Origin of the sequence: Streptomyces sp. Inha503, from assembly GCF_047215865.1 — a bacterium.
Taxonomy (GTDB): domain Bacteria; phylum Actinomycetota; class Actinomycetes; order Streptomycetales; family Streptomycetaceae; genus Streptomyces; species Streptomyces lycopersici.
In genome coordinates this window covers 6933157-6954416 of sequence record NZ_CP178360.1, presented here as the reverse complement: position 1 = coordinate 6954416, position 21260 = coordinate 6933157, and the positions used below count along the sequence as shown (strand labels likewise).

The 21260-nt window shown below is 71.0% G+C and carries 24 protein-coding genes; 15 read left to right on the top strand and 9 right to left on the bottom strand.

Features of this window, described 5'->3' with window-relative positions:
- Positions 1-143: 143 nt before the first annotated feature.
- Together ACJX2R_RS29190 and ACJX2R_RS29185 are read right to left on the bottom strand one after the other, a co-directional pair.
- Complete coding sequence (locus ACJX2R_RS29190) at positions 144-1166, bottom strand: LacI family DNA-binding transcriptional regulator (RefSeq protein WP_262704458.1); 1023 nt, start codon at positions 1164-1166, stop codon at positions 144-146.
- 23 nt (positions 1167-1189) lie between these two features.
- Positions 1190-2032, bottom strand: coding sequence for a winged helix-turn-helix transcriptional regulator (locus ACJX2R_RS29185; protein ID WP_413102575.1), 843 nt, complete (start codon positions 2030-2032; stop codon positions 1190-1192).
- A 255-nt stretch (positions 2033-2287) separates the two neighbouring features.
- On the opposite strand from ACJX2R_RS29185, the gene ACJX2R_RS29180 reads away from it, so the two are divergent.
- Positions 2288-3139, top strand: coding sequence for an alpha/beta hydrolase (locus ACJX2R_RS29180; protein ID WP_413102574.1), 852 nt, complete (start codon positions 2288-2290; stop codon positions 3137-3139).
- 20 nt (positions 3140-3159) lie between these two features.
- Here ACJX2R_RS29180 and ACJX2R_RS29175 read toward each other — a convergent pair whose 3' ends face one another.
- Both ACJX2R_RS29175 and ACJX2R_RS29170 read right to left on the bottom strand, forming a co-directional pair.
- Positions 3160-5118, bottom strand: a complete 1959-nt coding sequence (locus ACJX2R_RS29175) for an ABC transporter ATP-binding protein (protein WP_413102573.1) — start codon at positions 5116-5118, stop codon at positions 3160-3162.
- A complete protein-coding gene (locus tag ACJX2R_RS29170; protein ID WP_413102572.1) occupies positions 5115-6857 on the bottom strand; it encodes an ABC transporter ATP-binding protein in 1743 nt (580 codons plus the stop codon). Before ACJX2R_RS29170 ends, ACJX2R_RS29175 begins: the two co-directional genes overlap by 4 nt.
- Before the next feature lie 121 nt (positions 6858-6978).
- Here ACJX2R_RS29170 and ACJX2R_RS29165 point away from each other — a divergent pair, with 121 nt between their 5' ends.
- The 7 genes from ACJX2R_RS29165 to ACJX2R_RS29135 all read left to right on the top strand — a co-directional run bounded on the left by ACJX2R_RS29165 (position 6979) and on the right by ACJX2R_RS29135 (position 11456).
- Entirely contained in the window at positions 6979-7254 is a 276-nt protein-coding gene (locus ACJX2R_RS29165) for a MoaD/ThiS family protein (protein ID WP_262704462.1), read from the top strand.
- A gap of 11 nt (positions 7255-7265) precedes the next feature.
- Positions 7266-8657, top strand: coding sequence for a hypothetical protein (locus ACJX2R_RS29160; protein WP_413102571.1), 1392 nt, complete (start codon positions 7266-7268; stop codon positions 8655-8657).
- 85 nt (positions 8658-8742) lie between these two features.
- A complete protein-coding gene (locus tag ACJX2R_RS29155; RefSeq protein ID WP_413102570.1) occupies positions 8743-9429 on the top strand; it encodes a DUF2993 domain-containing protein in 687 nt (228 codons plus the stop codon).
- A 211-nt stretch (positions 9430-9640) separates the two neighbouring features.
- On the top strand, positions 9641-9721 hold the full coding sequence (locus ACJX2R_RS29150) for an Ms5788A family Cys-rich leader peptide (protein WP_351229977.1): 81 nt from the start codon (positions 9641-9643) through the stop codon (positions 9719-9721).
- Between the two features lie 157 nt (positions 9722-9878).
- Positions 9879-10718: a sulfurtransferase gene (locus tag ACJX2R_RS29145; protein ID WP_262704465.1), complete on the top strand. Its 840-nt coding sequence runs from the start codon at positions 9879-9881 to the stop codon at positions 10716-10718.
- A 32-nt stretch (positions 10719-10750) separates the two neighbouring features.
- The gene (locus tag ACJX2R_RS29140) at positions 10751-11038 is read left to right on the top strand and encodes a DUF1416 domain-containing protein (protein WP_020869513.1); all 288 of its coding nucleotides are present in this window, start codon (positions 10751-10753) and stop codon (positions 11036-11038) included.
- A 160-nt stretch (positions 11039-11198) separates the two neighbouring features.
- Positions 11199-11456 (top strand): DUF3099 domain-containing protein, encoded by a 258-nt coding sequence (locus ACJX2R_RS29135; protein WP_014053929.1) that lies wholly within the window; start codon positions 11199-11201, stop codon positions 11454-11456.
- Between the two features lie 236 nt (positions 11457-11692).
- On the opposite strand, the gene ACJX2R_RS29130 is transcribed toward ACJX2R_RS29135, so the two are convergent.
- A complete protein-coding gene (locus ACJX2R_RS29130) occupies positions 11693-12058 on the bottom strand; it encodes a DsrE family protein (protein WP_413102569.1) in 366 nt (121 codons plus the stop codon).
- 273 nt (positions 12059-12331) lie between these two features.
- Here ACJX2R_RS29130 and ACJX2R_RS29125 point away from each other — a divergent pair, with 273 nt between their 5' ends.
- The 3 genes from ACJX2R_RS29125 (at position 12332) to ACJX2R_RS29115 (ending at position 14539) form a co-directional block, all read left to right on the top strand.
- Positions 12332-12895 carry an FABP family protein gene (locus tag ACJX2R_RS29125; protein ID WP_198271853.1) on the top strand — a complete coding sequence of 188 codons (564 nt, stop codon included), beginning with the start codon at positions 12332-12334 and terminating at the stop codon, positions 12893-12895.
- 159 nt (positions 12896-13054) lie between these two features.
- Entirely contained in the window at positions 13055-13564 is a 510-nt protein-coding gene (locus ACJX2R_RS29120; RefSeq protein ID WP_413102568.1) for a Fur family transcriptional regulator, read from the top strand.
- A 9-nt stretch (positions 13565-13573) separates the two neighbouring features.
- Positions 13574-14539, top strand: a complete 966-nt coding sequence (locus ACJX2R_RS29115; protein WP_413102567.1) for a YgfZ/GcvT domain-containing protein — start codon at positions 13574-13576, stop codon at positions 14537-14539.
- A gap of 85 nt (positions 14540-14624) precedes the next feature.
- Here the strand turns inward: ACJX2R_RS29115 and dtd are convergent, their stop codons facing one another.
- Positions 14625-15050, bottom strand: coding sequence for a D-aminoacyl-tRNA deacylase (gene dtd / locus ACJX2R_RS29110; protein ID WP_044581611.1), 426 nt, complete (start codon positions 15048-15050; stop codon positions 14625-14627).
- Positions 15051-15196: 146 nt separating this feature from the next.
- Between dtd and ACJX2R_RS29105 the strand changes: the two genes are divergently transcribed.
- Both ACJX2R_RS29105 and ACJX2R_RS29100 read left to right on the top strand, forming a co-directional pair.
- Complete coding sequence (locus tag ACJX2R_RS29105) at positions 15197-15835, top strand: ABC transporter substrate-binding protein (protein WP_262704470.1); 639 nt, start codon at positions 15197-15199, stop codon at positions 15833-15835.
- Between the two features lie 127 nt (positions 15836-15962).
- Positions 15963-17210, top strand: a complete 1248-nt coding sequence (locus ACJX2R_RS29100; RefSeq protein WP_413102566.1) for a GNAT family N-acetyltransferase — start codon at positions 15963-15965, stop codon at positions 17208-17210.
- A gap of 28 nt (positions 17211-17238) precedes the next feature.
- On the opposite strand, the gene soxR is transcribed toward ACJX2R_RS29100, so the two are convergent.
- On the bottom strand, positions 17239-17700 hold the full coding sequence (soxR, locus tag ACJX2R_RS29095) for a redox-sensitive transcriptional activator SoxR (protein WP_037955001.1): 462 nt from the start codon (positions 17698-17700) through the stop codon (positions 17239-17241).
- 52 nt (positions 17701-17752) lie between these two features.
- Between soxR and ACJX2R_RS29090 the strand changes: the two genes are divergently transcribed.
- Positions 17753-18391 carry an NADPH-dependent FMN reductase gene (locus ACJX2R_RS29090; protein ID WP_413102565.1) on the top strand — a complete coding sequence of 213 codons (639 nt, stop codon included), beginning with the start codon at positions 17753-17755 and terminating at the stop codon, positions 18389-18391.
- A 139-nt stretch (positions 18392-18530) separates the two neighbouring features.
- On the opposite strand, the gene ACJX2R_RS29085 is transcribed toward ACJX2R_RS29090, so the two are convergent.
- Both ACJX2R_RS29085 and ACJX2R_RS29080 read right to left on the bottom strand, forming a co-directional pair.
- Entirely contained in the window at positions 18531-19274 is a 744-nt protein-coding gene (locus ACJX2R_RS29085) for an ABC transporter permease (RefSeq protein ID WP_413102564.1), read from the bottom strand.
- Complete coding sequence (locus ACJX2R_RS29080; RefSeq protein ID WP_413102563.1) at positions 19267-20265, bottom strand: ATP-binding cassette domain-containing protein; 999 nt, start codon at positions 20263-20265, stop codon at positions 19267-19269. The genes ACJX2R_RS29085 and ACJX2R_RS29080 overlap by 8 nt, the downstream gene beginning before the upstream one ends.
- Positions 20266-20386: 121 nt before the next feature.
- On the opposite strand from ACJX2R_RS29080, the gene ACJX2R_RS29075 reads away from it, so the two are divergent.
- Positions 20387-21136 carry a TetR/AcrR family transcriptional regulator gene (locus ACJX2R_RS29075; RefSeq protein WP_413102562.1) on the top strand — a complete coding sequence of 250 codons (750 nt, stop codon included), beginning with the start codon at positions 20387-20389 and terminating at the stop codon, positions 21134-21136.
- Positions 21137-21260 lie beyond the last annotated feature (124 nt).

Genomic DNA, 21260 nt, shown 5'->3' with positions numbered 1-21260 from the left:
TCTATGACTGTGCGGCCGGAGTATGAGAGTCCCGTGAGTGCCCGCTGAGAACCCGGCCAGAAGTCGGTATGCCCGACATAAGGGTGTCGCCAACGCCCTTACGGTCGCCACAGGGCCAGTAGGGCGGCGGCGTTCCCGAAGCGCTACGCGCAGCCGCAGGAGCGGCGGACCACCAGGGCCGACGGGAACTGCTTGACCCGTTCGCGGCGGGAGCCGGCGAGGCGGACGCCGTCGTCCAGGACGAGGTCGACCGCGGCGCGCGCCATCGCGGGGCGGTCGGAGCCGACCGTGGTCAGTGGGGGGTCGGTGAGATGGGCTTCCTTCACATCGTCGAAACCGGCCACCGCCAGTTCCCCGGGGACGTCGATCCGCAGCTCACGCGCCGCCCGCAGCACCCCGAACGCCTGGTCGTCGGTGGCGCAGAAGATGGCCGGGGGCCGGTCGGGACCGGCGAGCAGATCGAGCGCGACCTTATAGGCGTCGTACCGGTTGTAAGGGGCCTGGAAGAGCCGCCCGTCGGTCGGCCGCCCGGCCTCGTGCATCGCGCGGCGCCAGCCCTCCACATGGTCGGTGACCGGGTCGCCGACCGTCGGGGTTATCTCGGTGCCGCCGAGGCAGGCCACATAGTCATGGCCGTGCTCCAGCAGATGCCGCACCGCGAGCTGCGCGCCACCGACGTCGTCCAGCACCACCGCCACGTCGTCGATCGCCTCGGGCCGCTCGTGCAGCAGCACCACCCGGGCGTCCCAGGCCTCGATCTCGGCCGCCGCGTTCTCGCTCGGGCCCTGGCTGATGAGGATCAGCCCGGACACCCGCATCCCCAGGAAGGCGCGCAGATAGTGCACCTCGCGCTCGTCCAGGTAGTCCGAGTTGCCGACCAGCACCATCTTTCCGCGCTCGGCGGCCGCCTGCTCGACGGCGTGCGCCATCTCCGCGAAGAACGGCTGCCGGGCGTCCGGAACGATCAGTCCTATGAGATCGGTCCGGCGGCTCGCCATCGCCTGCGCGACCCGGTCCGGCCGGTAGCCGAGCTCCTTGATCGCGGCGAGCACCCGCTCGCGCGTGGCCGGGGCGACCGGCCGGGGTCCGTTATTGATGACGTAACTGACGACCGCGGTCGACGTTCCCGCAAGTCTTGCCACATCATCCCGCGTCACCTTGGCCACGCGCGAAGTCTACGCGGGTCCAGCTAGCTGTTGGCCGGTCGTGCGGCAGCGGTCCTCGCCGAGGAGCCGACAGAGCCCGCGGAGCCTGAGGAGTCGGCCGCGCCGTCGGGGTGCCCGCCACGCGCCGCGCCGCCCGCTCCTCCGGCGTCCCGCGCCGCCGCCTTGGCCCGGGCCTCCTCCGCGGCGCGCTCGACCTTCTCCGGCGCGACGAAGCGGTAGCCCACGTTCCGCACCGTGCCGATCAGGGACTCGTGCTCCGGGCCCAGTTTGGCGCGCAGCCGCCGGACGTGGACGTCCACGGTGCGGGTGCCGCCGAAGTAGTCGTAGCCCCAGACCTCCTGGAGCAGCTGCGCCCGGGTGAAGACCCGGCCCGGGTGCTGGGCGAGGTACTTCAGCAGCTCGAACTCCTTGAATGTGAGATCGAGCACACGCCCCTTGAGCTTGGCGCTGTAGGTGGCCTCGTCGACCGACAGATCGCCGTTGCGGATCTCCATCGGGCTGTCGTCGGTGGTGATCTGCTGACGGCCCATGGCCAGCCGCAGCCGGGCCTCGACCTCGGCCGGGCCCGCGGTGTCCAGCAGGACGTCGTCGATGCCCCAGTCGGCGGTGACGGCGGCGAGCCCGCCCTCGGTCACCACCAGGAGCAGCGGACACCCGGGGCCGGTGGACCGCAGCAGCTGGCACAGGCTGCGCACCTGCGGCAGATCCCGGCGGCCGTCGATCAGGATGACGTCGGCGCCCGGGGTGTCCACCAGGGCGGGGCCTTCGGCGGGGGCCACCCGCACGCTGTGCAGCAGCAGGCCGAGGGCGGGGAGCACCTCCGTCGAGGGCTGGAGTGCGTTGGTCAGCAGCAGGAGGGAACTCATCGTCCATCACCTGCCCCGGCCGTCTTCTCGAGGTTGTGCACGCTTCGCTCGCCCATTACGTCGGTTCCTCCTCGGTCCCTTGCGAGAGGGGCACCTCCCAGGCCGTGCCCGGGGGAGTCTGCGGCTACTACTTCGTACGGTCACGCTCCGCGCCCTTGGAGCGACGGTGCGCTCAAACGCGCACCCCCGCCCCGAAAGCACAAAAGGACCCGGGGGCTACGTTGCCCGGATCCTCTTCACGACAGAATAACCCACATGACATGCGCCGGAGAGGCTCAATCTGCTCCCCGTTGTCCTTCCACGGTCACCGCGGGGGAACAACGGGCCATGCTGCTGACCGATGACGGGGTCTCCGTCGAGGCGCGCTACGAACCTTCCCCGAGGGTCGGCACCGAACCCTCCGACCACCTCGCGCTGGTGGTCGGGCACGGCTTCTCCGGCGCCCTGGAGCGCCCCGCGCTACGGCGGGTGGCATTGGCGTTTCGCCAGCGTACGGCCGTGATCACGTTCTCGTTCCGAGGTCATGGGCGGTCCGGCGGACGGTCCACGGTGGGCGATCGCGAGGTGCTGGACCTGGCCGCCGCGGTGCGCTGGGCGCGCCGGCTCGGACACCGGCGGGTGGCCACCGTCGGCTTCTCGATGGGCGGCTCGGTGGTGATCCGGCAGGCGGCGCTGTACCGGAAGGCCGAAGAGTCCGCCGGGTCGGCCGACGGCGCGGCGCCTGATGCCGTGGTCGCCGTGAGCTCGCCCGCCCGCTGGTACTACCGCGGCACCGCGCCCATGCGGCGGCTCCATTGGGCGATCACCCGGCCGACGGGGCGGCTGGTCTCCCGCTACGGCCTGCGCACCCGGATCGACCCCCGCGGCTGGGCCGTCGATCCGCTGTCCCCGGTGGCCGCGGCGCCGCTGATCGCGCCGACGCCGCTGCTGATCGTGCACGGCGACCGGGATCCGTACTTCCCGCTGGACCATCCGCGGATGCTGGCGTCGGCAGCGGACCCGGCCGCCTCGGAGCTGTGGATCGAACCGGGCTACGGCCACGCCGAGACCGCCGCCTCCCCCGACCTGCTGACCCGCATCGCCGACTGGGCCGCGGCCCATGCCTGAGCCCGTCCCCCGGCCCTCGCCTATTCGGTTTCCGCCACCGGCTCGGCGAACTGGGACGCGTAGAGCCGCGCGTACGCGCCCCCGGCCGCGAGCAGCGCGTCGTGCGAGCCCTGCTCCACGATCCGCCCCGACTCCATGACCAGGATCACGTCCGCGTCCCGGATGGTCGACAGCCGGTGGGCGATCACGAAGCTCGTACGGCCGCTGCGCAGCGAGGCCATCGCCCGCTGGATGAGGACCTCGGTACGGGTGTCCACCGAGCTGGTGGCCTCGTCCAGCACCAGGATCGACGGCTCGGAGAGAAACGCCCGCGCGATCGTGATCAGCTGCTTCTCACCGGCGCTGACGTTGGAGCCCTCTTCGTCGATCACCGTGTCGTAGCCGTCCGGCAGCATCCGTACGAAGCGGTCCACATAGGTGGCCTTCGCCGCCGCCACGATCCTCTCGGGGCTCGCCCCCTCCGCCCCGTACGCGATGTTCTCGGCGATCGTCCCGCCGAACAGCCAGGTGTCCTGGAGCACCATCCCGATGTGGGAGCGCAGCTCCTCCCGTGTCATCTCGGCGATGTCCACCCCGTCCAGTGTGATCCGCCCGCCGCTGACCTCGTAGAACCGCATCAGCAGATTGACCAGCGTGGTCTTCCCGGCACCGGTCGGCCCGACGATGGCCACGGTCTGGCCCGGCCGCACCGACAGCGAAAGACCCTCGATGAGCGGCGTGTCCGGCTGGTAGCGGAAGGAGACCTCCTCGAACGCGACCTGCCCGCGCACCGCCTCCGGCCGCCGCGCGTCCACCGGCTCCGCGCTCTGCTCCGGCGCGTCCAGCAGCTCGAAGACCCGCTCGGCGGAGGCCACGCCCGACTGCACCATGTTGGCCATGGAGGCCACCTGGGTGAGCGGCTGGCTGAACTGCCGGGAGTACTGGACGAACGCCTGGACATCGCCGATCGACAGCGCGCCGGAGGCCACCCGGAGCCCGCCGACCACGGCCACCAGCACATAGTTGAGGTTCCCGATGAACATCATCGACGGCTGGATCAGACCGGAGATGAACTGGGCCCGGAAGCCCGCCCCGTAGAGCTCGTCGTTCTGCTCGCGGAACGCCTGCGCGGACTCCTTCTCCCGCCCGAAGACCTTCACCAGCGCATGGCCGGTGTACATCTCCTCGATATGGGCGTTGAGCTTGCCCGTGGTCTTCCACTGGGCGATGAACTGCGGCTGCGCGCGTTTGCCGATGCGTGTCGTCACCCACACCGAGACCGGGACGGTGATCAGCGCCACCAGAGCCAGCAGCGGCGAGATCCAGAACATCATCGACAGCACGCCCACGATCGTCAGCAGCGAGGCCATGATCTGGCTGAGGGTCTGCTGGAGCGTCTGCTGGATGTTGTCGATGTCGTTGGTGGCGCGGGAGAGCACCTCGCCGCGCGACTGCTTGTCGAAGTACGCCAGCGGCAGCCGCGCCAGCTTGTGCTCCACGTCCTCGCGCAGCCGGAAGACCGCGCGCTGGACGACGACGGTCGCCACCCGGCCCTGGACCAGGCCCAGGAGCGCGGCGGCCACATACAGCGCCGTGACCCACAGCAGCACGACGCCGACCGCGTGGAAGTCGATGCCCTGGCCCGGGGTGACGTCCATCGAGGCGACCATGTCGGCGACCGTGCCCTGGCCCTTGTCGCGCAGCGACTGGACGGCCTGCTCCTTGCTCACGCCGTCGGGCAGCTGCCGTCCGACGATGCCCGCGAAGATCAGGTCGGTGGCCGCACCGAGGATCTTCGGGCCCACCACCGCGAGCCCGGTGCTGACCGTGCCCAGCGCGAGCACCAGCAGCACGATCCCGCGCTCGGGGCGGAGCCGGACCAGCAGCCGGCGGCCGGAGCCGCGGAAGTCCATGGACCGCTCGGTGGGCTGCCCGCCCATGAAGCGGCCGGGCCCGGCGGCGGGCGCCGGCCCCCTGCGGGGCGCCGAAGTGCCGCTCATGCCGCCTCCTCCTCGGTGAGCTGGGAGAGCACGATCTCGCGATAGGTCTCATTGCCGGCCATCAGCTCGCCGTGGGTGCCGGCGCCGACGATCCGCCCCGCGTCGAGGACCACGATCAGATCGGCGCCCCGGATCGTGGACACCCGCTGGGCGACGATGACCACCGTCGCGTTGTCCGTCTCGTCCGCGAGCGCCGCCCGCAGCCGGGCGTCGGTGGCGTAGTCGAGCGCGGAGAAGGAGTCGTCGAAGAGGTAGACGGACGGCTTGCGGACCAGGGCGCGGGCGATCGCCAGCCGCTGCCGCTGGCCGCCGGACACATTGGTTCCGCCCTGGGCGATCGGGGCGTCCAGACCGCCCTCCATGGCCGCCACGAACTCCCGTGCCTGGGCGGTCTCCAGGGCCCGCCACAGCTCCTCGTCGGTGGCGTCGGGGTCGCCGTACCGCAGGTTTGAGGCGACGGTGCCGGCGAACAGGTACGGCTTCTGCGGGACCAGCCCTATGGCCCGGGTCATCACCTCGGGGGCGAGGTCGCGCACATCCACCCCGTCGAGGTGGACGCTGCCGTCGGTCGCGTCGAACAGCCGCGGCACCAGCCCGAGCAGGGTCGACTTGCCGCTGCCGGTGGAGCCGATGACGGCGGTGGTCCGGCCGGGCCGGGCGGTCAGCGAGATGTCGCGCAGCACGGGCGCGTCGGCGCCGGGGTAGCGGAACTCCACGCCCCGCAGCTCCAGCAGCCCCCGTCCGGCGTCGGCGGGCGCGGGCGCGACGGGCATCAGCGGCGGTACGACACTGGTCCCGGTGTCCAGCACCTCCTGGACGCGCTCGGCACACACCTCGGCCCTCGGCACCATCATGAACATGAAGGTGGCCATCATCACGGACGACAGGATCTGCATCAGATAGCTGAGGAACGCGGTCAGCGCGCCGATCTGCATCCCGCCGCTGTCGATGCGGTGCCCGCCGAACCAGACGACGGCCACGCTGGAGACGTTCACCACCAGCATCACGGCCGGGAACATCAGCGACATCAGCCGCCCGGCGCGCAGCGAGACATCCATCAGCCCGGTGTTGGCGTCGGTGAAGCGGCCGCGCTCATGGGTGTCGCGGACGAAGGCGCGGATGACCCGGATCCCGGTGATCTGCTCGCGCAGCACCCGGTTGACGGTGTCGATGCGCTGCTGGACGTCGCGGAACAGCGGCCGCATCCGGCGGGCGATGAGGGTGACCACGAGGCCCAGGGCCGGAACGATGAGCAGGAGCAGCCCGGACAGCGGCACATCCTCGTTGAGCGCCATGACCACGCCGCCGACGCACATGATCGGCGCCGAGACCATCAGGGTGAAGGCCATCAGGCACAGCATCTGCACCTGCTGGACGTCGTTGGTGGTGCGGGTGATCAGGGACGGCGCCCCGAAGTGGCCCATCTCCCGGGCGGAGAAGGACTGCACCCGGTCGAAGACGGCGGCGCGCACATCGCGGCCGAGCGCCATGGCGGTGCGGGCGCTGAAGTAGACGGCCCCCGCGGCGCACACGATCTGGACGAAGGTGACGGCGATCATCAGCCCGCCGACACGGAGGATGTAGCCGGTGTCGCCCTTCACCACTCCGCTGTCGATGATGTCCGCGTTCAGTGCGGGCAGATAGAGGGTGGCGATGGTCTGCACCAGCTGCAATAAGACGATCAGCGTGATCGTTCGGGTGTAGGGCCTCAGATACGCCCGTATCAGTCGTACCAGCACACGGAAACCTTAAGTGACACTCGTCCTGAACCGGCCGTATTTTCGACGAACCGCGTGTGGTCCCGGGCGCGGTCCCGCACCCGTCATCATGGAGGCGGCAGATGACGGGAAAGGGATCGCGATGGCGATGATGAGCACGCCCGCCGGGACCATCCGGTACTGGGCCGCGGCCCGCGCCGCGGCCGGCACCGCGGAGGAGCCGTACACCGCGTGGACACTGGCGGAGGCGCTTGACGCGGCCCGGCAGCGGCACAACGCGCGGCCGGAGTTCGCACGGGTCCTGCTGCGCTGTTCGTTCCTGGTCGACGGAACCCCGGCCGGCACCCGTGACCACAAGACGATCCAACTCGCCGAGGGCGGCACGGTCGAGGTGCTCCCGCCGTTCGCAGGAGGGTGAACCCCGAGCTCATGAGCAACCAGCCGCACCAGCCCAACGAGCCTCATCAGCCCGACGAGCCTCATCCGCAGCAAGGCCAGCAGCCGTATCCCCCGTACGGGTCGTACGAGGCTCCTTATGGGGGATACGACCAGAGCGGGCATCCTTACGGCGGCCATGGCGGCCCCGGTGGCAACGGCGCTCACGGTGGCAACGGCGCTCACGGTGGCAATGGCCAGGGTGGCCAGCAGCAGGCCGACTGGCAGGGGTACGCGGGGTATCAGCAGCAGGGGTATCAGCAGCAGGGGTACGCCCAGGCCCAGCCGCCGCAGTACCAGCACCCGCAGCAGCAGTACCAGCAGCCGCCGTACGCGGACCCCTACGCCGCCGCCCAGCAGGGCCACCAGGGGCAGCAGGGCCAGCAGCCGCACCAGGGCCCCCCAGGACATCAGGGCCACCAGGGCCAGTACGCCCAGGGCTGGGATCAGCAGCAGCAGCACCCGTACCACCAGCCCGCCGACCCGTCCCAGGCCCCGGCTCAGGCCCCGTCGCAGGCCCCGCCTCAGGCTCAAGCCCCGGCGCAGGCTCAAGCCCCGGCTCAGGCACAGGCCGCGACCGCGACCGCCGAGCCGCCCGCCCCGCAGCCGGACCGGCCGCTCACCGCCGCCGAGAAGGCCAAGGCCGAGGGGCGTCCGCAGATCGTCCACCCGGGGTTCGTCCCCGCCGCCCTGACCTCCGTGCTCGCCGCCCTGCTCGCGGCCACCGCACCGCTGGGCCGCCCGGCGGTCGCCGTCGCGGTGGCGGCGCTCCAGGCGGTCACGGCGGCGGGCTGGTTCCGGCTGAACGGCATGTGGCCCGCCCGGCAGGGCATCGCGCTCGCCTTCGCGGGCGGTCTGGCCGCCGACGTCGGCCTGCTCGCCACCGAGCCGTCCCACGCCCCTACGGTCGTCATCGGCACCATCGGCGTCTGGCTGCTGCTGGTGCTGATCCTCCAGCTCCGCAGTCACGCCTCCCCGGACGAGCGGCTGTACGGCCTTACGGCCGCCGTGGCGGCCACGGCCCTCGCCGTGCTCGCGGCCGGCCATCTGGCCGCCGTCGCCGAGTCCTCGGACGCCGTGGTGGTGGGCGCGGCCGCCGTAGCCGTGGCCGTGCTCGTCCGGGCACTGCCGCTGCCGACCGCCGCCGCGGTCGTGGTCGCGCTGGCGGCCGCCACCGGCGCCGGGGTCGGAGCCGGGCAGCTCACCGGAACGGGCACGTCCACCGCCGCCCTGCTCGGGTTCGCGGCCGGGGCGTGCGCGCTGATCGGCCACCGGGTCGCCAGCTACGACTACCCCTCGCGCTTCGTCCACATGACGGCCGGCGTGGCGCTGCCGCTCGCGGCCGCCGCCCCCGTGGTCTATGTGATCGGCCGCGCTCTGGGCTGACTCCCCGGCTCCCGCTCATCCGCTCCGGATAGGCTCGCAGCCTCAGGCGCGAGGGCCTGAGCGAGAGCCTGGGGGACCCACGCACATGCGCGCACTACGCATCACACTGATCGTCGTCGTGATACTCGGCGGCCTCTTCGTGGCCGCCGACCGCATCGCGGTGTACATGGCCGAGTCCAAGGCGGCCGACAAGATCAAGAGTTCTCAGGGCCTGACCACGACGCCCAATGTCTCGATCAAGGGCTTCCCGTTCCTCACCCAGGTCGTGGGCAAGGAGCTGGACGAGGTCGACGTCGGCGTGGACGGGCTGACGACGGACGCGGGGGACGGCCGCAGCGTCCGGGTCACCGAGCTCGACGCCCAGTTGCACAACGTGCGCATCTCGGGCAACTTCTCGTCGGCCAGCGCCGACCGTGCCACCGGCTCGGCCCACATCAGCTACGCGGACCTCTCGCAGGCCGCCGGTCCGGGGATCACGGTCGCCCACGACCCGTCGGGCGCCAACAAAGTCAAGATCACCGGCAGTCTGCTGGGCTTCAGCCTCACCGCCCACTCCCAGGTCACCATCGTGAACGGCAACACCATCCGGCTGCACGCCGAGTCGATACCGGGCGGCAGCATCCCCCAGTGGGAGGACAAGGTGCGCGAGAAGACCGACATGGAGCGGAAGATCGATGGACTGCCCACCGGGATGCGGCTGGACAAGGTGGAGACCTCCAAGGACGGCATAGACGTCTCGGTCGCGGGTCACGATGTCCAGCTGACGGGCTGACGCGATCAGTACCAGGGGCGTCGGATCACGCCCCTGGTCCATTCACTGAGACGATCATGTCCGCGTATATGGACGGCCCTGCCCTCCGCGGGCCCCTCCGGCCGCGCCCCGCAGCCGTTCACGCATCTCCCATCCCACACTCCGGACGATAACGTCTCATCATGCGACACACCGGTGACATGCCCGCCTGTCCGTCCCTACGATCGGACCCATGAAGCGACAGGCGGATCTCACGAAGCGGCGGGCAGTCGACCTGTGCCGCGTCGCCGCCATGCTCTGTCGCCCCGTCTGAATGGGACGCGGTCCGCACACGCCACGGACCGGCCCCCCTCTTCGGCCCGTCAGCCGGGCCTCCCCGCACCTTCGCTCGTACGCTCGCCGCACGCCCCCGCGCGGCGCCGCGTCGTGAGCGTGCCCGTACCGCCGCAACTGCCCCGGAGGAGAGAAACATGAGCCGCAGTGACGTCCTGGTGGACGCCGACTGGGTCCAGGCCCGTATCGACGACCCCAAGACGGTCATCGTCGAGGTGGACGAGGACACCTCGGCCTACGACAAGAACCACATCAAGAACGCCATCCGGATCGACTGGAAGCAGGACCTCCAGGACCCGGTGCGCCGTGACTTCGTCGACCAGGCCGGCTTCGAGAAGCTCCTGTCGGAGAAGGGCATCGGCAACGACGACACGGTCGTCCTCTACGGCGGCAACAACAACTGGTTCGCGGCGTACGCCTACTGGTACTTCAAGCTCTACGGCCACCAGGACGTCAAGCTGCTCGACGGCGGCCGCAAGAAGTGGGAGCTGGACTCCCGCGACCTGGTCGCCGAGGTGCCGAGCCGCGCGCAGACCGAGTACAAGGCCAAGCCGCAGGACACCGCCATCCGCGCCTTCCGCGACGAGGTCGTGGACGCCATCGGCTCGCTGAACCTGGTCGACGTGCGCTCCCCCGACGAGTTCTCCGGCAAGCTGCTCGCCCCGGCCCACCTCCCGCAGGAGCAGTCGCAGCGTCCGGGCCACGTCCCGAGCGCCCGCAACATCCCGTGGTCGAAGTCGGCCAACGACGACGGCACCTTCAGGTCCGACGACGAGCTCAAGGAGATCTACGAGGGCGCGGGCGTGGACCTGTCGAAGGACACCATCGCCTACTGCCGCATCGGTGAGCGCTCCGCTCACACCTGGTTCGTCCTGCACGAGCTCCTGGGCCAGACCAACGTCAAGAACTACGACGGCTCCTGGACCGAGTACGGCTCGCTGGTCGGCGTGCCGGTCGAGCTCGGCTCCGACAGCTGACCCCTCTCCCCCGAACGTAAGGACAGACATCCATGTGTGGAGCCAAGGCCGGCGGCCCCGACGCCTCGACGATCAAGCCCGGTGAGACCACGATCCAGGGTTCGGTGACCCGCGACGGCGAGCCCGTCGCCGGTTACGTCCGGCTCCTGGACAGCACCGGCGAGTTCACCGCCGAGGTCCCCACCTCCGCGACCGGGCAGTTCCGCTTCTACGCCGCGGAGGGCACGTGGACGCTGCGCGCCCTGGTTCCCGGCGGTACCGCGGACCGCACCGTCGTCGCCCAGAAGGGCGGGCTGGCGGAGGTCGCCATCGCCGTCTGACGCGCTACGACGCGTCGTGACTCACGGCCGGAGGGCCGCACCCCGGGGTTGGACGCCTCGGCGGGGTGCGGCCCTTCGTCCGTCGGTGCGGGGGCTTTCGTCCATCGGCGCCAGGGTCTTTCGTCTGTCGGTGCGGCGGTCGCGGACGTACGCTGGACATATGTACGCGCGACGTCGCCACGCATACTTCTTCCTGATGGGCGCGTGTCTGACGCTCTTCATCTCGGCGTGGGCCTTTGTGCGCCTGTGGTCTGTCCCCGCCGCGGTCGCGATGTGCATCGTCGCCATGGTGATACCGCCCCTGGCGGCGATCGTCGCCAATCGCCGGGGCCCGGACGACCGGTGGTGGGACGAATCGGGGGACGAGGAGTCCGACCGGTGGTGGCGTGAGCTGGACGAGCACAACCACCGGCATTGACCGACAGGGCTTCGCCCCTGCACCCCGGGGTCTGGGGCGGAGCCCGACCTTCCAGCCCCTCCGGCGTTTGAGGAGCGTCCAGGGCGGAGCCCCGCCTTCCAGCCCCTCATGCGCTTGAGGAGCGGGTCCGGGGCGGAGCCCCACCTTCCAGCCCCTCCGGCGCTTGAGGAGCGGGGTCTGGGGCGGAGCCCCAGTTGTGGGAAGGGGCGGGTAGGGGAAACCCCCTCGTACCCGAGCTAGTAGACGAGCGCCTGGACGCCGTCCGGCATGATCTCGCTCACGAAGACCTGAGCGCCCGCGATCCGAGCACCTTCGATCAGATCCTTCTCCTCGATCTCCCGCCGAGCGGCGCACTGTGTGCACACCGTGATCGTCCCACCGCCCGTAAGGATGCCGTCGATCAGATCCGGAAGCGGCGCGGCATGCGGAAGCTCGAACTCCGCGGCCCGGCCCGGGATCGCGAACCACGTCGACTCCCCGGTCAGCCAGAGCGAGACCTCGACGCCGCTCGCCGCGGCCACCGCCGCCACCGTGAACGCCTGAGAGCACCGCTCAGGAGCGTCCGCGCCCGCCGTCACCTTGATCACCAGCTTCTTCGCCATGCGTCAACCTTAGGCTCGGCACCCAGGGGCCCGGCGCCGCACGGCCACCTGTCTCCACCGGCCGTCCCGGCGGCGACTAGACTCGGTGCCGTCCGTCATCTGTTCCGAGGAGCGCGCTCGTGCTTGAGGCAGTCTTCACCACCCTGATGATCCTGGTCGCCGTGGCCACGCTCGGCTTCGCCGCGCTGACCTGGAAGAAGCTGTACCAGGGCCAGCGCTGAACCGCTCCCGCCCCGCCACCACGGCTCGACTCTCGACAGATCGCCTGAATTCATGATCCAGATTCCGTCCGACCTCCACCCGGACCTCGTGCCGCTCGCCTTCCTCCTGGGCAACTGGGAAGGGGCCGGCGTCTCGGACTTCCCCGGGGCCGAGAAGTGCAACTTCGGCCAGGAGGCCACCTTCACGCACGACGGCCGTGACTTCATCGAGTACGTCTCGCACACCTGGGTGCTGGACTCCGAGGGCAAGAAGGTCCGCCCCCTGGAGACCGAATCCGGCTACTGGCGGATCGACAAGGACCGCAAGGTCGAGGTCGTGATGAGCCGGGACCAGGGCATCGTCGAGGTCTGGTACGGCGAGCTCGCGGAGGGCAAGCCGCAGATCGACCTGGCGACGGACGCGGTGGCGCGCACCGCCCACGCGGCCCCGTACTCGGGCGGCAAGCGGCTGTACGGCTACGTCAACAGCGATCTGATGTGGGTCGGCGAGAAGGCCACACCCGAGGTCGAGCTGCGCCCGTACATGTCCGCGCATCTGAAGAAGGTCGTGGACCCACGGGAGTGGGCCAAGGACCTCAAGGACCTGCCGGACGACGGGATCGCGTTCTTCCGCTGAGCCCTCGCTGAGCCCCGCTGGGCCACCCGCTGGGCCCCCCGGCTCAAACGCCTTCCGCCCTCCGCCTTCCGCCCTCCGCCGAGTCAGGCCCCCGCGTACCGCGTCCGGTTCTCCCCCGTGCGTCCGGCCGGTCACCGCGGGCCCGCCTACACTTGCACCGTGGCGACCACCGACTGGAAGAGCGATCTGCGGGAGCGCGGCTACCGTCTGACCCCGCAGCGCCAGCTCGTGCTCGAAGCCGTCGATCATCTGGAGCACGCCACTCCGGACGAGATCCTCACCGAGGTGCGCCGCACCGCGAGCGGCGTCAACATCTCCACGGTCTATCGCACGCTGGAGCTGCTGGAGGAGCTGGGCCTGGTCAGCCATGCCCATCTCGGCCACGGCGCCCCCACGTACCACCTGGCCGACCGGCACCATCACATCCATATGGTGTGCCGGGACTGCACGGATGTGATCGAGGCCGATGTCTCCGTGGCCGACGCCTTCACCCGGCAGCTCCGGGCGGACTTCGGCTTCGACACCGATCTGAAGCACTTCGCGATCTTCGGCCGGTGTGCCTCCTGCTCCGCCCGGCAGCGCGCCGCGGAGGCCGGTGGAGACCCCGGACAGCTCGCTGGGGGCGGCGCCGAGAACCGCTCCGGTGAGGGCCGAGCCCGCAGGTCGTAGGCTGAGTTCATGAAGAGCCCTTTGCTGTCGCTGCCCGGCGCCGTCCCCGGCGAGGGCCCCGACGAAGGCGTCGCCGCCCACTACGGCGACCTGTTCCGCGAGCAGCGCGCGCTCGCCGACGGCACCGGCTTCGTGGACCTCTCGCACCGCGGAGTGGTCACGGTCAGCGGTGCCGACCGGCTCAGCTGGCTGCATCTGCTGCTCACCCAGCACGTCAGCGAACTACCGCCGGGCCAGGCCACCGAAGCCCTGATCCTCTCCGCCCACGGCCACATCGAACACGCGCTCTACCTCGTCGACGACGGCGAGACCACCTGGGCCCATGTGGAGCCCGACAGCCAGGGCGATCTGATCGCCTACCTGGAGAGCATGAAGTTCTTCTACCGGGTGGACATCGCGGACCGCACCGACGCGTACGCGGTCGTCCACCTCCCGGCGGGCAGCATCACCGAGGCCCCCGAGGACGCCGTCGTCCGCGAGACCCCGCACGGCCGGGACCTCTTCCTGCCCCGTGAGCGCCTTACCGCCTTCGCCGAGGAGAGCGGTCCGCCGATCGGGGTGCTGGCGTACGAGGCGCTGCGGGTCGAGGCCCACCGGCCGCGGGTCGGCCTGGAGACCGACCACCGCACCATCCCGCACGAGCTGGGCTGGATCGGCTCCGCCGTCCATCTCCAGAAGGGCTGCTACCGCGGCCAGGAGACCGTCGCCCGGGTGCAGAACCTGGGGAAGCCACCGCGCCGGCTGGTCTTCCTCCACCTCGACGGCAGCGAGGTGACGCTGCCGTCCCACGGCGCGCCCATACGGCTGGCCTCGGAAGGCGAGGAGGGCCGCCAGCTGGGGTTCATCACCTCCTCGGCCCGCCACCACGAGCTGGGGCCGATCGCCCTCGCGCTGGTCAAGCGCAATGTGCCGGTGGACGCGGACCTGATCGCGGACTCCACGGCCGCCGCGCAGGAGACGGTCGTGGAGCCGTGAACCCGCCGCCAGTCCGCCGGGCCGTGAACCCGCCGGTCAGCCGGGCCGTGAACCCACGGCCGGTCCGCCGGGCCTCGCGGTTCGGCTAGACCTCTACGAGCACCGTGAACGGGCCGTCGTTCGTGAGCGAGACCTTCATGGCCGCTCCGAACCGGCCCGTTTCCACGTGTGCGCCCAGCTTCCGCAGCTGGGCCACCACCTCGTCGACGAGCGGTTCGGCGACCCCGCCGGGCGCCGCCGCGTTCCAGGTGGGGCGGCGCCCCTTACGGGCGTCGCCGTAGAGCGTGAACTGGCTGATGACCAGCAGCGGAGCGTCCAGGTCCGAGCAGGACCGCTCGTCGTGGAGCATCCTTACGGACCACAGCTTGCGGGCGAGCTGGGCCGCCTTCTCCGGGGTGTCGTCATGTGTCACCCCGACCAGTACGCACAGCCCCTCACCGACGATCTCGCCGACCGTCTCGCCGTCCACGACGACGCTCGCCCCGTCCACTCTCTGTACCACAGCACGCATGGCGACCATCATGCCGTGCGTCCATCCGGGGCCGATCGGGTGGAGAGCCGCTGCACAGGGAGCATCACTGGTGGCACGATGCGTGCAGGCGGTGCAGGCGGGCAGGAACTGCGGGAACGACGCATCGCTGGAGGGGACGGACACCAATGAACACATCGGGCACCGGCCAGCCCATGGCCACCGAGGGCCTGCTGCCGCCACGGCCGCCGAGCCAGCGCGGCGGGCGGCGGGCCGACTCCGCCGCCGTGACGGCGCCGGCCGTGACGTCCACGTCGGCGGCGGCGAGCGGTCTGAACGCATTGCAGTTGCCGGAGCTGCGGTCGCTGCGCCGCTCGGCACAGCGCGAGGAGGCGGATCTGAGCTATCTGCGCAGACTGCTCCAGGGGCGGATCGACATCCTCCGCGCCGAGCTGGGCCACCGCCGTGACCCGGCGCCCGCGGCGGCCGCGGCCCAGCCGCCCGCCGCGCTGGTGGACCGGCTGCCGGAGATCCTCGCGGATCTCCCCCCACGGCACCGCTCCTCGGCCCGGCATGTCACGCTCGGGACGCCACAGGACGCGGAGTACGAGCGGCTGGCCGAGGAGATGCTGGCCGAGGTGGGCCTGTCGGATCTGCGGGCCCGTACGGACGAGGAGCTGCACGGCGCGATGGCCCGCCTCGTCGGCCATGAGCGGCAGGTGTCGCGGCGGCGGCAGGAGCTACAGCGCACGGCGGACGGTTGCAGCGCGGAGATCGCCCGCCGGTACCGCGAGGGAGAGGCGCAGGTGGACGACCTGCTGGCGTAGGCGGCGACGGGCCGTCCTGAGGGTGCTCGCCGAGCCATCCACAGGGTGCGGTGTGATGAAAGTACCTGGTCCGAGGGCTGTGGAAATCGGCGTGCGGCCGGTGGCGGCCGACGCTTAGCGTGTGCGCATGGCCCTCGAACTCCGCACCCCACTCGCCGATTCCGACCTCACCAACTGGACCGTCGCGCTCAACACCGGCTTCCTGCGTCCGCCGGAGGCGCCGAAGGAGGAGGTGGAGCTGCGGCGGGAGCAGATCGATCTGTCCCGTACGCAGGGGGTCTTCGACGGGGACCGCTGCGTGGCCACCTTCCGCAGCTTCGCACAGCGGCTGACGGCGGTCGGCGGGGCGGATGTTCCGGCCGACGCGATCAGCAATGTCGCGGTATCGGCCACCCACCGCCGCCGGGGGCTGCTCAGCCGGATGATGGAGCACGATCTGCGCGCCGCCAAGGAGCGGGGCGAGGCGGTGGCCACCCTGATCGCGGCCGAGTACCCGATCTACGGGCGGTACGGCTTCGGCCCGGCCACCTGGATCACCGAATGGCAGGTGGACGTCCCCCGGGCCGGTCTCGACCCACGCCACTCGGCTCCGGTGGACGGCGGCCGGGTCGACTTCGCCGACGCCGACGAGGTGCGGAAGCTGGGCCCCGCCCTGCATGAGCGGCTGCGCGCGAAGCAGCACGGCGTCATCGACCGCCCGGACCACTGGTGGCGGACCAACACCGGTCAGCGGCAGTACCCCAACCGCCCCTGGACCGAGCCGTTCTATGTGCTCTACCGCTCCCCCGAGGGCCCGGTGGACGGACTGCTCGCCTATACGGCGGACGACCGCTGGGAGGGCAACAAACGACCGCACAACACCGCCACCGTGCTCGAGCTGACCACGGTCACCCCGGCCGCCGAGCGGGCGCTGTGGCACTTCCTGCTCTCGGTCGACTGGGTGACCCGGGTCAACACCGGCCGACGCGCCCCGGACGATCTGCTTCCGCTGCTGCTCGGCGACCCCCGCGCGGCCCAGGTCACCATGTATGCCGACTGGCTGTGGCTGCGACCGCTGGATGTGCCCCAGCTGCTGGAGACCCGTACGTACCCGGCGGAGGGCTCGCTGGTGCTCGAGCTGCGCGACGCCGCCGGGCTGGCCGGGGGCCGCTACTTCCTGGAGGCGGGCCCCGACGGCGCGGCGTGCGCGACCACGGGCCGTCCGGCCGATCTGACCATGGACATCGGCGAGTTGAGCACCCTGTGGCTGGGCGACGAGTCGGCGGTCCGGCTCGCCTCACTGGGCCGGATATCGGAGGACCGCCCGGGCGCCGCGGCACTGGCGGACCGGCTGCTGCGGACCCCGCGCCGCCCCTGGTGCCCCGACGGCTTCTGAGCCGACCGGTTTCTGAGCCGCCCGGTGCTCAGCAGCTGGACTTCAGCAGCCGGCGGGCGCCCGTGCCCTGCTCGCCCAGCCGGTCGTAGGGGTTCGCCAGCGCGCACTTGTCGATCGACAGACAGCCGCAGCCGATGCAGTCGGTGAGGTGGTCGCGGAGGTTCTCCAGCTGTTCGATGCGCTCGTTGAGGTCCGCGTGCCAGCACTCCGAGATCCGGGCCCAGTCCTCCTTGGTGAGGACGTGGTCCTCGGGGAAGAGCCCGAGGACTTCCCGGATCCTCGCCAGCGGGATGCCGACGCGCTGCGAGGAGCGGACGAAGGCCACGCGGCGGAGGGTGTCACGGGTGTAGCGGCGCTGGTTGCCGGAGGTGCGGCGGCTGTGGATCAGCCCCTCGCGCTCATAGAAGCGCAGCGCGGAGGCGGGCACCCCGCTGCGCTGTGCGAGATCGCCGACCGTGAGCTCATGGGTTTTCCAGGTCAGTTGCGTCATGGTGCCGAGGGTAGCTTGACTTCAACCTTTGTTTAAGTCCGAGGCTCGTCTCATGACGACAGACACCGCCGTTCTGACGGCAACCACCACGCCCGCATCCGCCACCGACTCCGACTCCCCCATCCGGCTCGCCATCATCATCGGCAGCACCCGCGACGGCCGCTTCGGGCCGAAGGTCGCGGACTGGTTCGCCGGTCATGCGACGCTCCGCTCCGATATGACCGTCGATGTGGTGGACCTGGCCGAGACTCCGCTGCCCGCGGCCCTCACCCACCGTCCCGGCCCCGAGGACGTCGCGGCCCTGGAAGCGGTGACGCCCCGGCTGGCCGCGGCCGACGCGTTCACCGTGGTCACGCCCGAGTACAACCACAGCTACCCCGCCTCTCTGAAGAACGCGATCGACTGGCACTTCACCCAGTGGCAGGCCAAACCGGTCGGCTTTGTCTCCTACGGCGGCATCTCCGGTGGCCTGCGCGCGGTCGAGCATCTGCGGCCGGTCTTCGCCGAGGTCCACGCCGTGACCGTCCGCGACACGGTCAGCTTCCACAACGCGGGCGGGCTGTTCGGAGAGGACGGCCGGCTGAAGGATCCCGAGGGCCCGGACACCGCCGCCGGGGCGATGCTCGACCAGCTCACCTGGTGGGCGCGGGCCCTGCGCACGGCCCGCACCACCCACCCGTACGGCAGCTGATCCGCCCGGCGGCGCCGACCCCCGTTGACGGCGCCGCCGGGAACGCGCTCACCGGCTCATGGGCTCAGCCGGTGCGACGGCTCAGCAGTCCAGCCGGTTCGACGGCTCAGCAGTTCAGCCGGTGCGGCGGCTCCGCGGCTCAGCCGGTGCGACGGCGGAAGAGCACGCCCGACAGTCCGGTCGCCACCACCAGGATTCCGCAGCACCAGACCAGGGCCTGCCAGGCGCTGTCGCCGACCGGCCGGTCCAGCAGCAGCCCTCGCAGGGCCTCGATGACCGGGGTGACCGGCTGATGCTCCGCGAACCCGTGCAGCCAGCCCGGCATGGTGTCGATGGGCACGAACGCGCTGCTGGGATACGGCAGGAACATCATCATGAAGGTGAACCCGCCCGCGGCCTCCGGTGACCTGGCGATCAGACCGAAGCAGGCCGACAGCCAGGAGATGGCGAGGATGAACATCAGCAGGATCCCGGCCACGGCCAGCCAGTCGAGCGGACCGGCGGCCGGACGGAAGCCGATGAGGAAGGCCACCCCGAAGACGATCGCGGTCGCGACCGTGTTGCGCAGCACGCTCGCGGCCACATGGCCCGCCAGGATCGGGGTGCCGCCGATGTCCAGCGACCGGAAGCGGTCGATGATGCCACCGGCCATGTCATTGGTGACGGTGACCGCCGTATTGGCCGAGCCGAAGCCCGCGCACAGCAGCATCACCCCGGGGACGACATAGGTGACGTACTCGGTACCGGTGTGGATGGCGCCGCCGAAGAAGTAGACGAAGACCAGCATCAGCATGATCGGCAGCAGCATGGCGGTGAGCACCGCGTCGAGATTGCGCCTGCTCAGGCGGATGGTGCGGCCGGTCAGAACGATCGCGTCAGACACCGGCCGTCTCCTTCTCCCCCGCGGAGCGCTCTCCCCCGGCGCAGCGGCTGTCGCCCCCGGCGTCATGGCCGGTCAGGGTCATGAAGACATCGTCGAGCGTGGCGCTGTGCACGGTGAAGCGGTCCACTGCGCGGCGCTCGGGGTCGATCTCGTCGAGCAGGGCGCGCACATGGGCGGCGCTGCCGTCCGTCGCGACGCCCAGCGTCAGCCGGTCGGCGTCGCTCCGGACGAGCCGTACGCCGAGTTGGCGCGCGACCGTCTCGTACGCCGCGACATCGCCGAGCGTCAGGTCCAGCCGCTGCCCGGCCACGCGCTCCTTCAGCTCGGCCGGGGTGCCCTCGGCCACCACCCGGCCGCCGTCCACCACGGCGACGCGGTCGGCGAGTTGGTCGGCCTCCTCCAGGTACTGGGTGGTGAGGAAGACCGTCACCCCGTCCGTCACCAGCCCCTTGACCACCTCCCACATGGCCTGTCGGCTGCGCGGGTCGAGTCCGGTGGTCGGCTCGTCGAGGAAGATCACCTCGGGGTGGCCGACCAGGCCCGCGGCGAGGTCGAGTCGGCGGCGCATCCCGCCCGAGTAGGTGCCCACGGTGCGGCGGGCGGCGCCGGTGAGGTCGAAGCGCTCCAGCAGTTCATGTGCCCGGCCGCGGGCCTCGGCGCGGCCGAGCCGGGTCAGCCGCCCCATCATCCGCAGGTTCTCCTCGCCGGTCTGCATCTCGTCCACCGCGGCGTACTGCCCGGTGAGGCTGATGGCGCGGCGGACCCGGCGGCGGTCGGCGACGACGTCGAAGCCCGCGACACGGGCCCGCCCGGCGTCCGGTGGCGTCAGCGTGGCCAGGATCCGCACGGTCGTGGTCTTGCCCGCCCCGTTGGGACCGAGCAGCGCGAAGACGCTGCCGGGCGCGACCGACAGATCGACGCCCCTGAGCACCTTCACCGCCCCGTAGGCCTTCTCGAGGCCGCTCGCCTCGATGGCTGGTCGATGGGCCATGATTCCCCCGTTCCTCTTTCTGCGTATGCCATACGCCCTACTGCGTAGGGTATACACAACTCTAGGATGGCGGTCAATCGAGCCACCATCAGCGCACGTAGATACGGAGGGTCCCGAGGCCATGGCCACCGAGGACAGCGGTACCGGCCTGCCGACGAGCATCGAGGCCGCCTGGGGACTGCGGGAACGTCCGGGCAAGGGGCCCCGCCCCGGTCTGACCCTGGGCCGGATCGTCGACGCCGCCGTCGGCATCGCCTCGGCGGACGGCCTCGGCGCGGTGTCCATGAGCCGGGTCGCGTCCGAGCTGGGCGTCTCCACGATGTCCCTGTACCGCTATGTCTCGGCCAAGGACGAGCTGCTGACGCTGATGGAGGACGCGGCCTACGGCCCACCCCCGCCCGGCGAACCGGCGGAGGACTGGCGGACCGGGTTCACCGACTGGGCCTGGGGGCTGCGCACCGCCGTCGCCCGCCACCCATGGGTGGTGAACGTCCCCATAAGCACCCCGCCCTCGACGCCCAACTCGGTGGCCTGGATGGAGCGCGGGCTGGCCTGTCTGCGCCACACCAACCTCGGCGAGGGTGAGAAGGTCTCCGTGCTGATGCTGGTCAGCGGCTTTGTCCGGAACGAGGCGCGGATGACCTTCGACCTGCTGGCGGCCCACCGGCGCAAGGGGCAGAGCCTGGAGTCCTCGATGGCGTCCTGGGCCAGGCTGCTGGAGAAGCTGACCGACGCCGAGCGCTTCCCGGCGGTGACGGCGGCGCTGCGGACGGGGGAGTTCGACACCCCGGGCGGCCCCGACGACGAGTTCGTCTTCGGTCTGGAGCGGATCCTCGACGGAGTGGAGGCGCTGATCAGCGCGCGGAGCTGACCGCCCGGATCAGGGACTGGCCAGATTGCCGGCCAGGTTGCCGGCCAGTGGCTGGCCAGATTCTTCTACATCCTGGCCATCCGGCCACTCGTCGGCCCCGGGGCCGATTTCCGAGCATGGTGGG

Coding starts and splice junctions, on each gene's coding strand:
- ACJX2R_RS29185 (WP_413102575.1), bottom strand. CDS start 2,032: ATGAGTTCCCTCCTGCTGCTGACCAACGCACTCCAGCCCTCGACGGAG.
- ACJX2R_RS29180 (WP_413102574.1), top strand. CDS start 2,288: ATGACATGCGCCGGAGAGGCTCAATCTGCTCCCCGTTGTCCTTCCACG.
- ACJX2R_RS29175 (WP_413102573.1), bottom strand. CDS start 5,118: ATGAGCGGCACTTCGGCGCCCCGCAGGGGGCCGGCGCCCGCCGCCGGG.
- ACJX2R_RS29165 (WP_262704462.1), top strand. CDS start 6,979: ATGGCGATGATGAGCACGCCCGCCGGGACCATCCGGTACTGGGCCGCG.
- ACJX2R_RS29160 (WP_413102571.1), top strand. CDS start 7,266: ATGAGCAACCAGCCGCACCAGCCCAACGAGCCTCATCAGCCCGACGAG.
- ACJX2R_RS29155 (WP_413102570.1), top strand. CDS start 8,743: ATGCGCGCACTACGCATCACACTGATCGTCGTCGTGATACTCGGCGGC.
- ACJX2R_RS29150 (WP_351229977.1), top strand. CDS start 9,641: ATGAAGCGACAGGCGGATCTCACGAAGCGGCGGGCAGTCGACCTGTGC.
- ACJX2R_RS29145 (WP_262704465.1), top strand. CDS start 9,879: ATGAGCCGCAGTGACGTCCTGGTGGACGCCGACTGGGTCCAGGCCCGT.
- ACJX2R_RS29140 (WP_020869513.1), top strand. CDS start 10,751: ATGTGTGGAGCCAAGGCCGGCGGCCCCGACGCCTCGACGATCAAGCCC.
- ACJX2R_RS29135 (WP_014053929.1), top strand. CDS start 11,199: ATGTACGCGCGACGTCGCCACGCATACTTCTTCCTGATGGGCGCGTGT.
- ACJX2R_RS29130 (WP_413102569.1), bottom strand. CDS start 12,058: ATGGCGAAGAAGCTGGTGATCAAGGTGACGGCGGGCGCGGACGCTCCT.
- ACJX2R_RS29125 (WP_198271853.1), top strand. CDS start 12,332: ATGATCCAGATTCCGTCCGACCTCCACCCGGACCTCGTGCCGCTCGCC.
- ACJX2R_RS29115 (WP_413102567.1), top strand. CDS start 13,574: ATGAAGAGCCCTTTGCTGTCGCTGCCCGGCGCCGTCCCCGGCGAGGGC.
- dtd (WP_044581611.1), bottom strand. CDS start 15,050: ATGCGTGCTGTGGTACAGAGAGTGGACGGGGCGAGCGTCGTCGTGGAC.
- ACJX2R_RS29105 (WP_262704470.1), top strand. CDS start 15,197: ATGAACACATCGGGCACCGGCCAGCCCATGGCCACCGAGGGCCTGCTG.
- ACJX2R_RS29100 (WP_413102566.1), top strand. CDS start 15,963: ATGGCCCTCGAACTCCGCACCCCACTCGCCGATTCCGACCTCACCAAC.
- soxR (WP_037955001.1), bottom strand. CDS start 17,700: ATGACGCAACTGACCTGGAAAACCCATGAGCTCACGGTCGGCGATCTC.
- ACJX2R_RS29090 (WP_413102565.1), top strand. CDS start 17,753: ATGACGACAGACACCGCCGTTCTGACGGCAACCACCACGCCCGCATCC.
- ACJX2R_RS29080 (WP_413102563.1), bottom strand. CDS start 20,265: ATGGCCCATCGACCAGCCATCGAGGCGAGCGGCCTCGAGAAGGCCTAC.
- ACJX2R_RS29075 (WP_413102562.1), top strand. CDS start 20,387: ATGGCCACCGAGGACAGCGGTACCGGCCTGCCGACGAGCATCGAGGCC.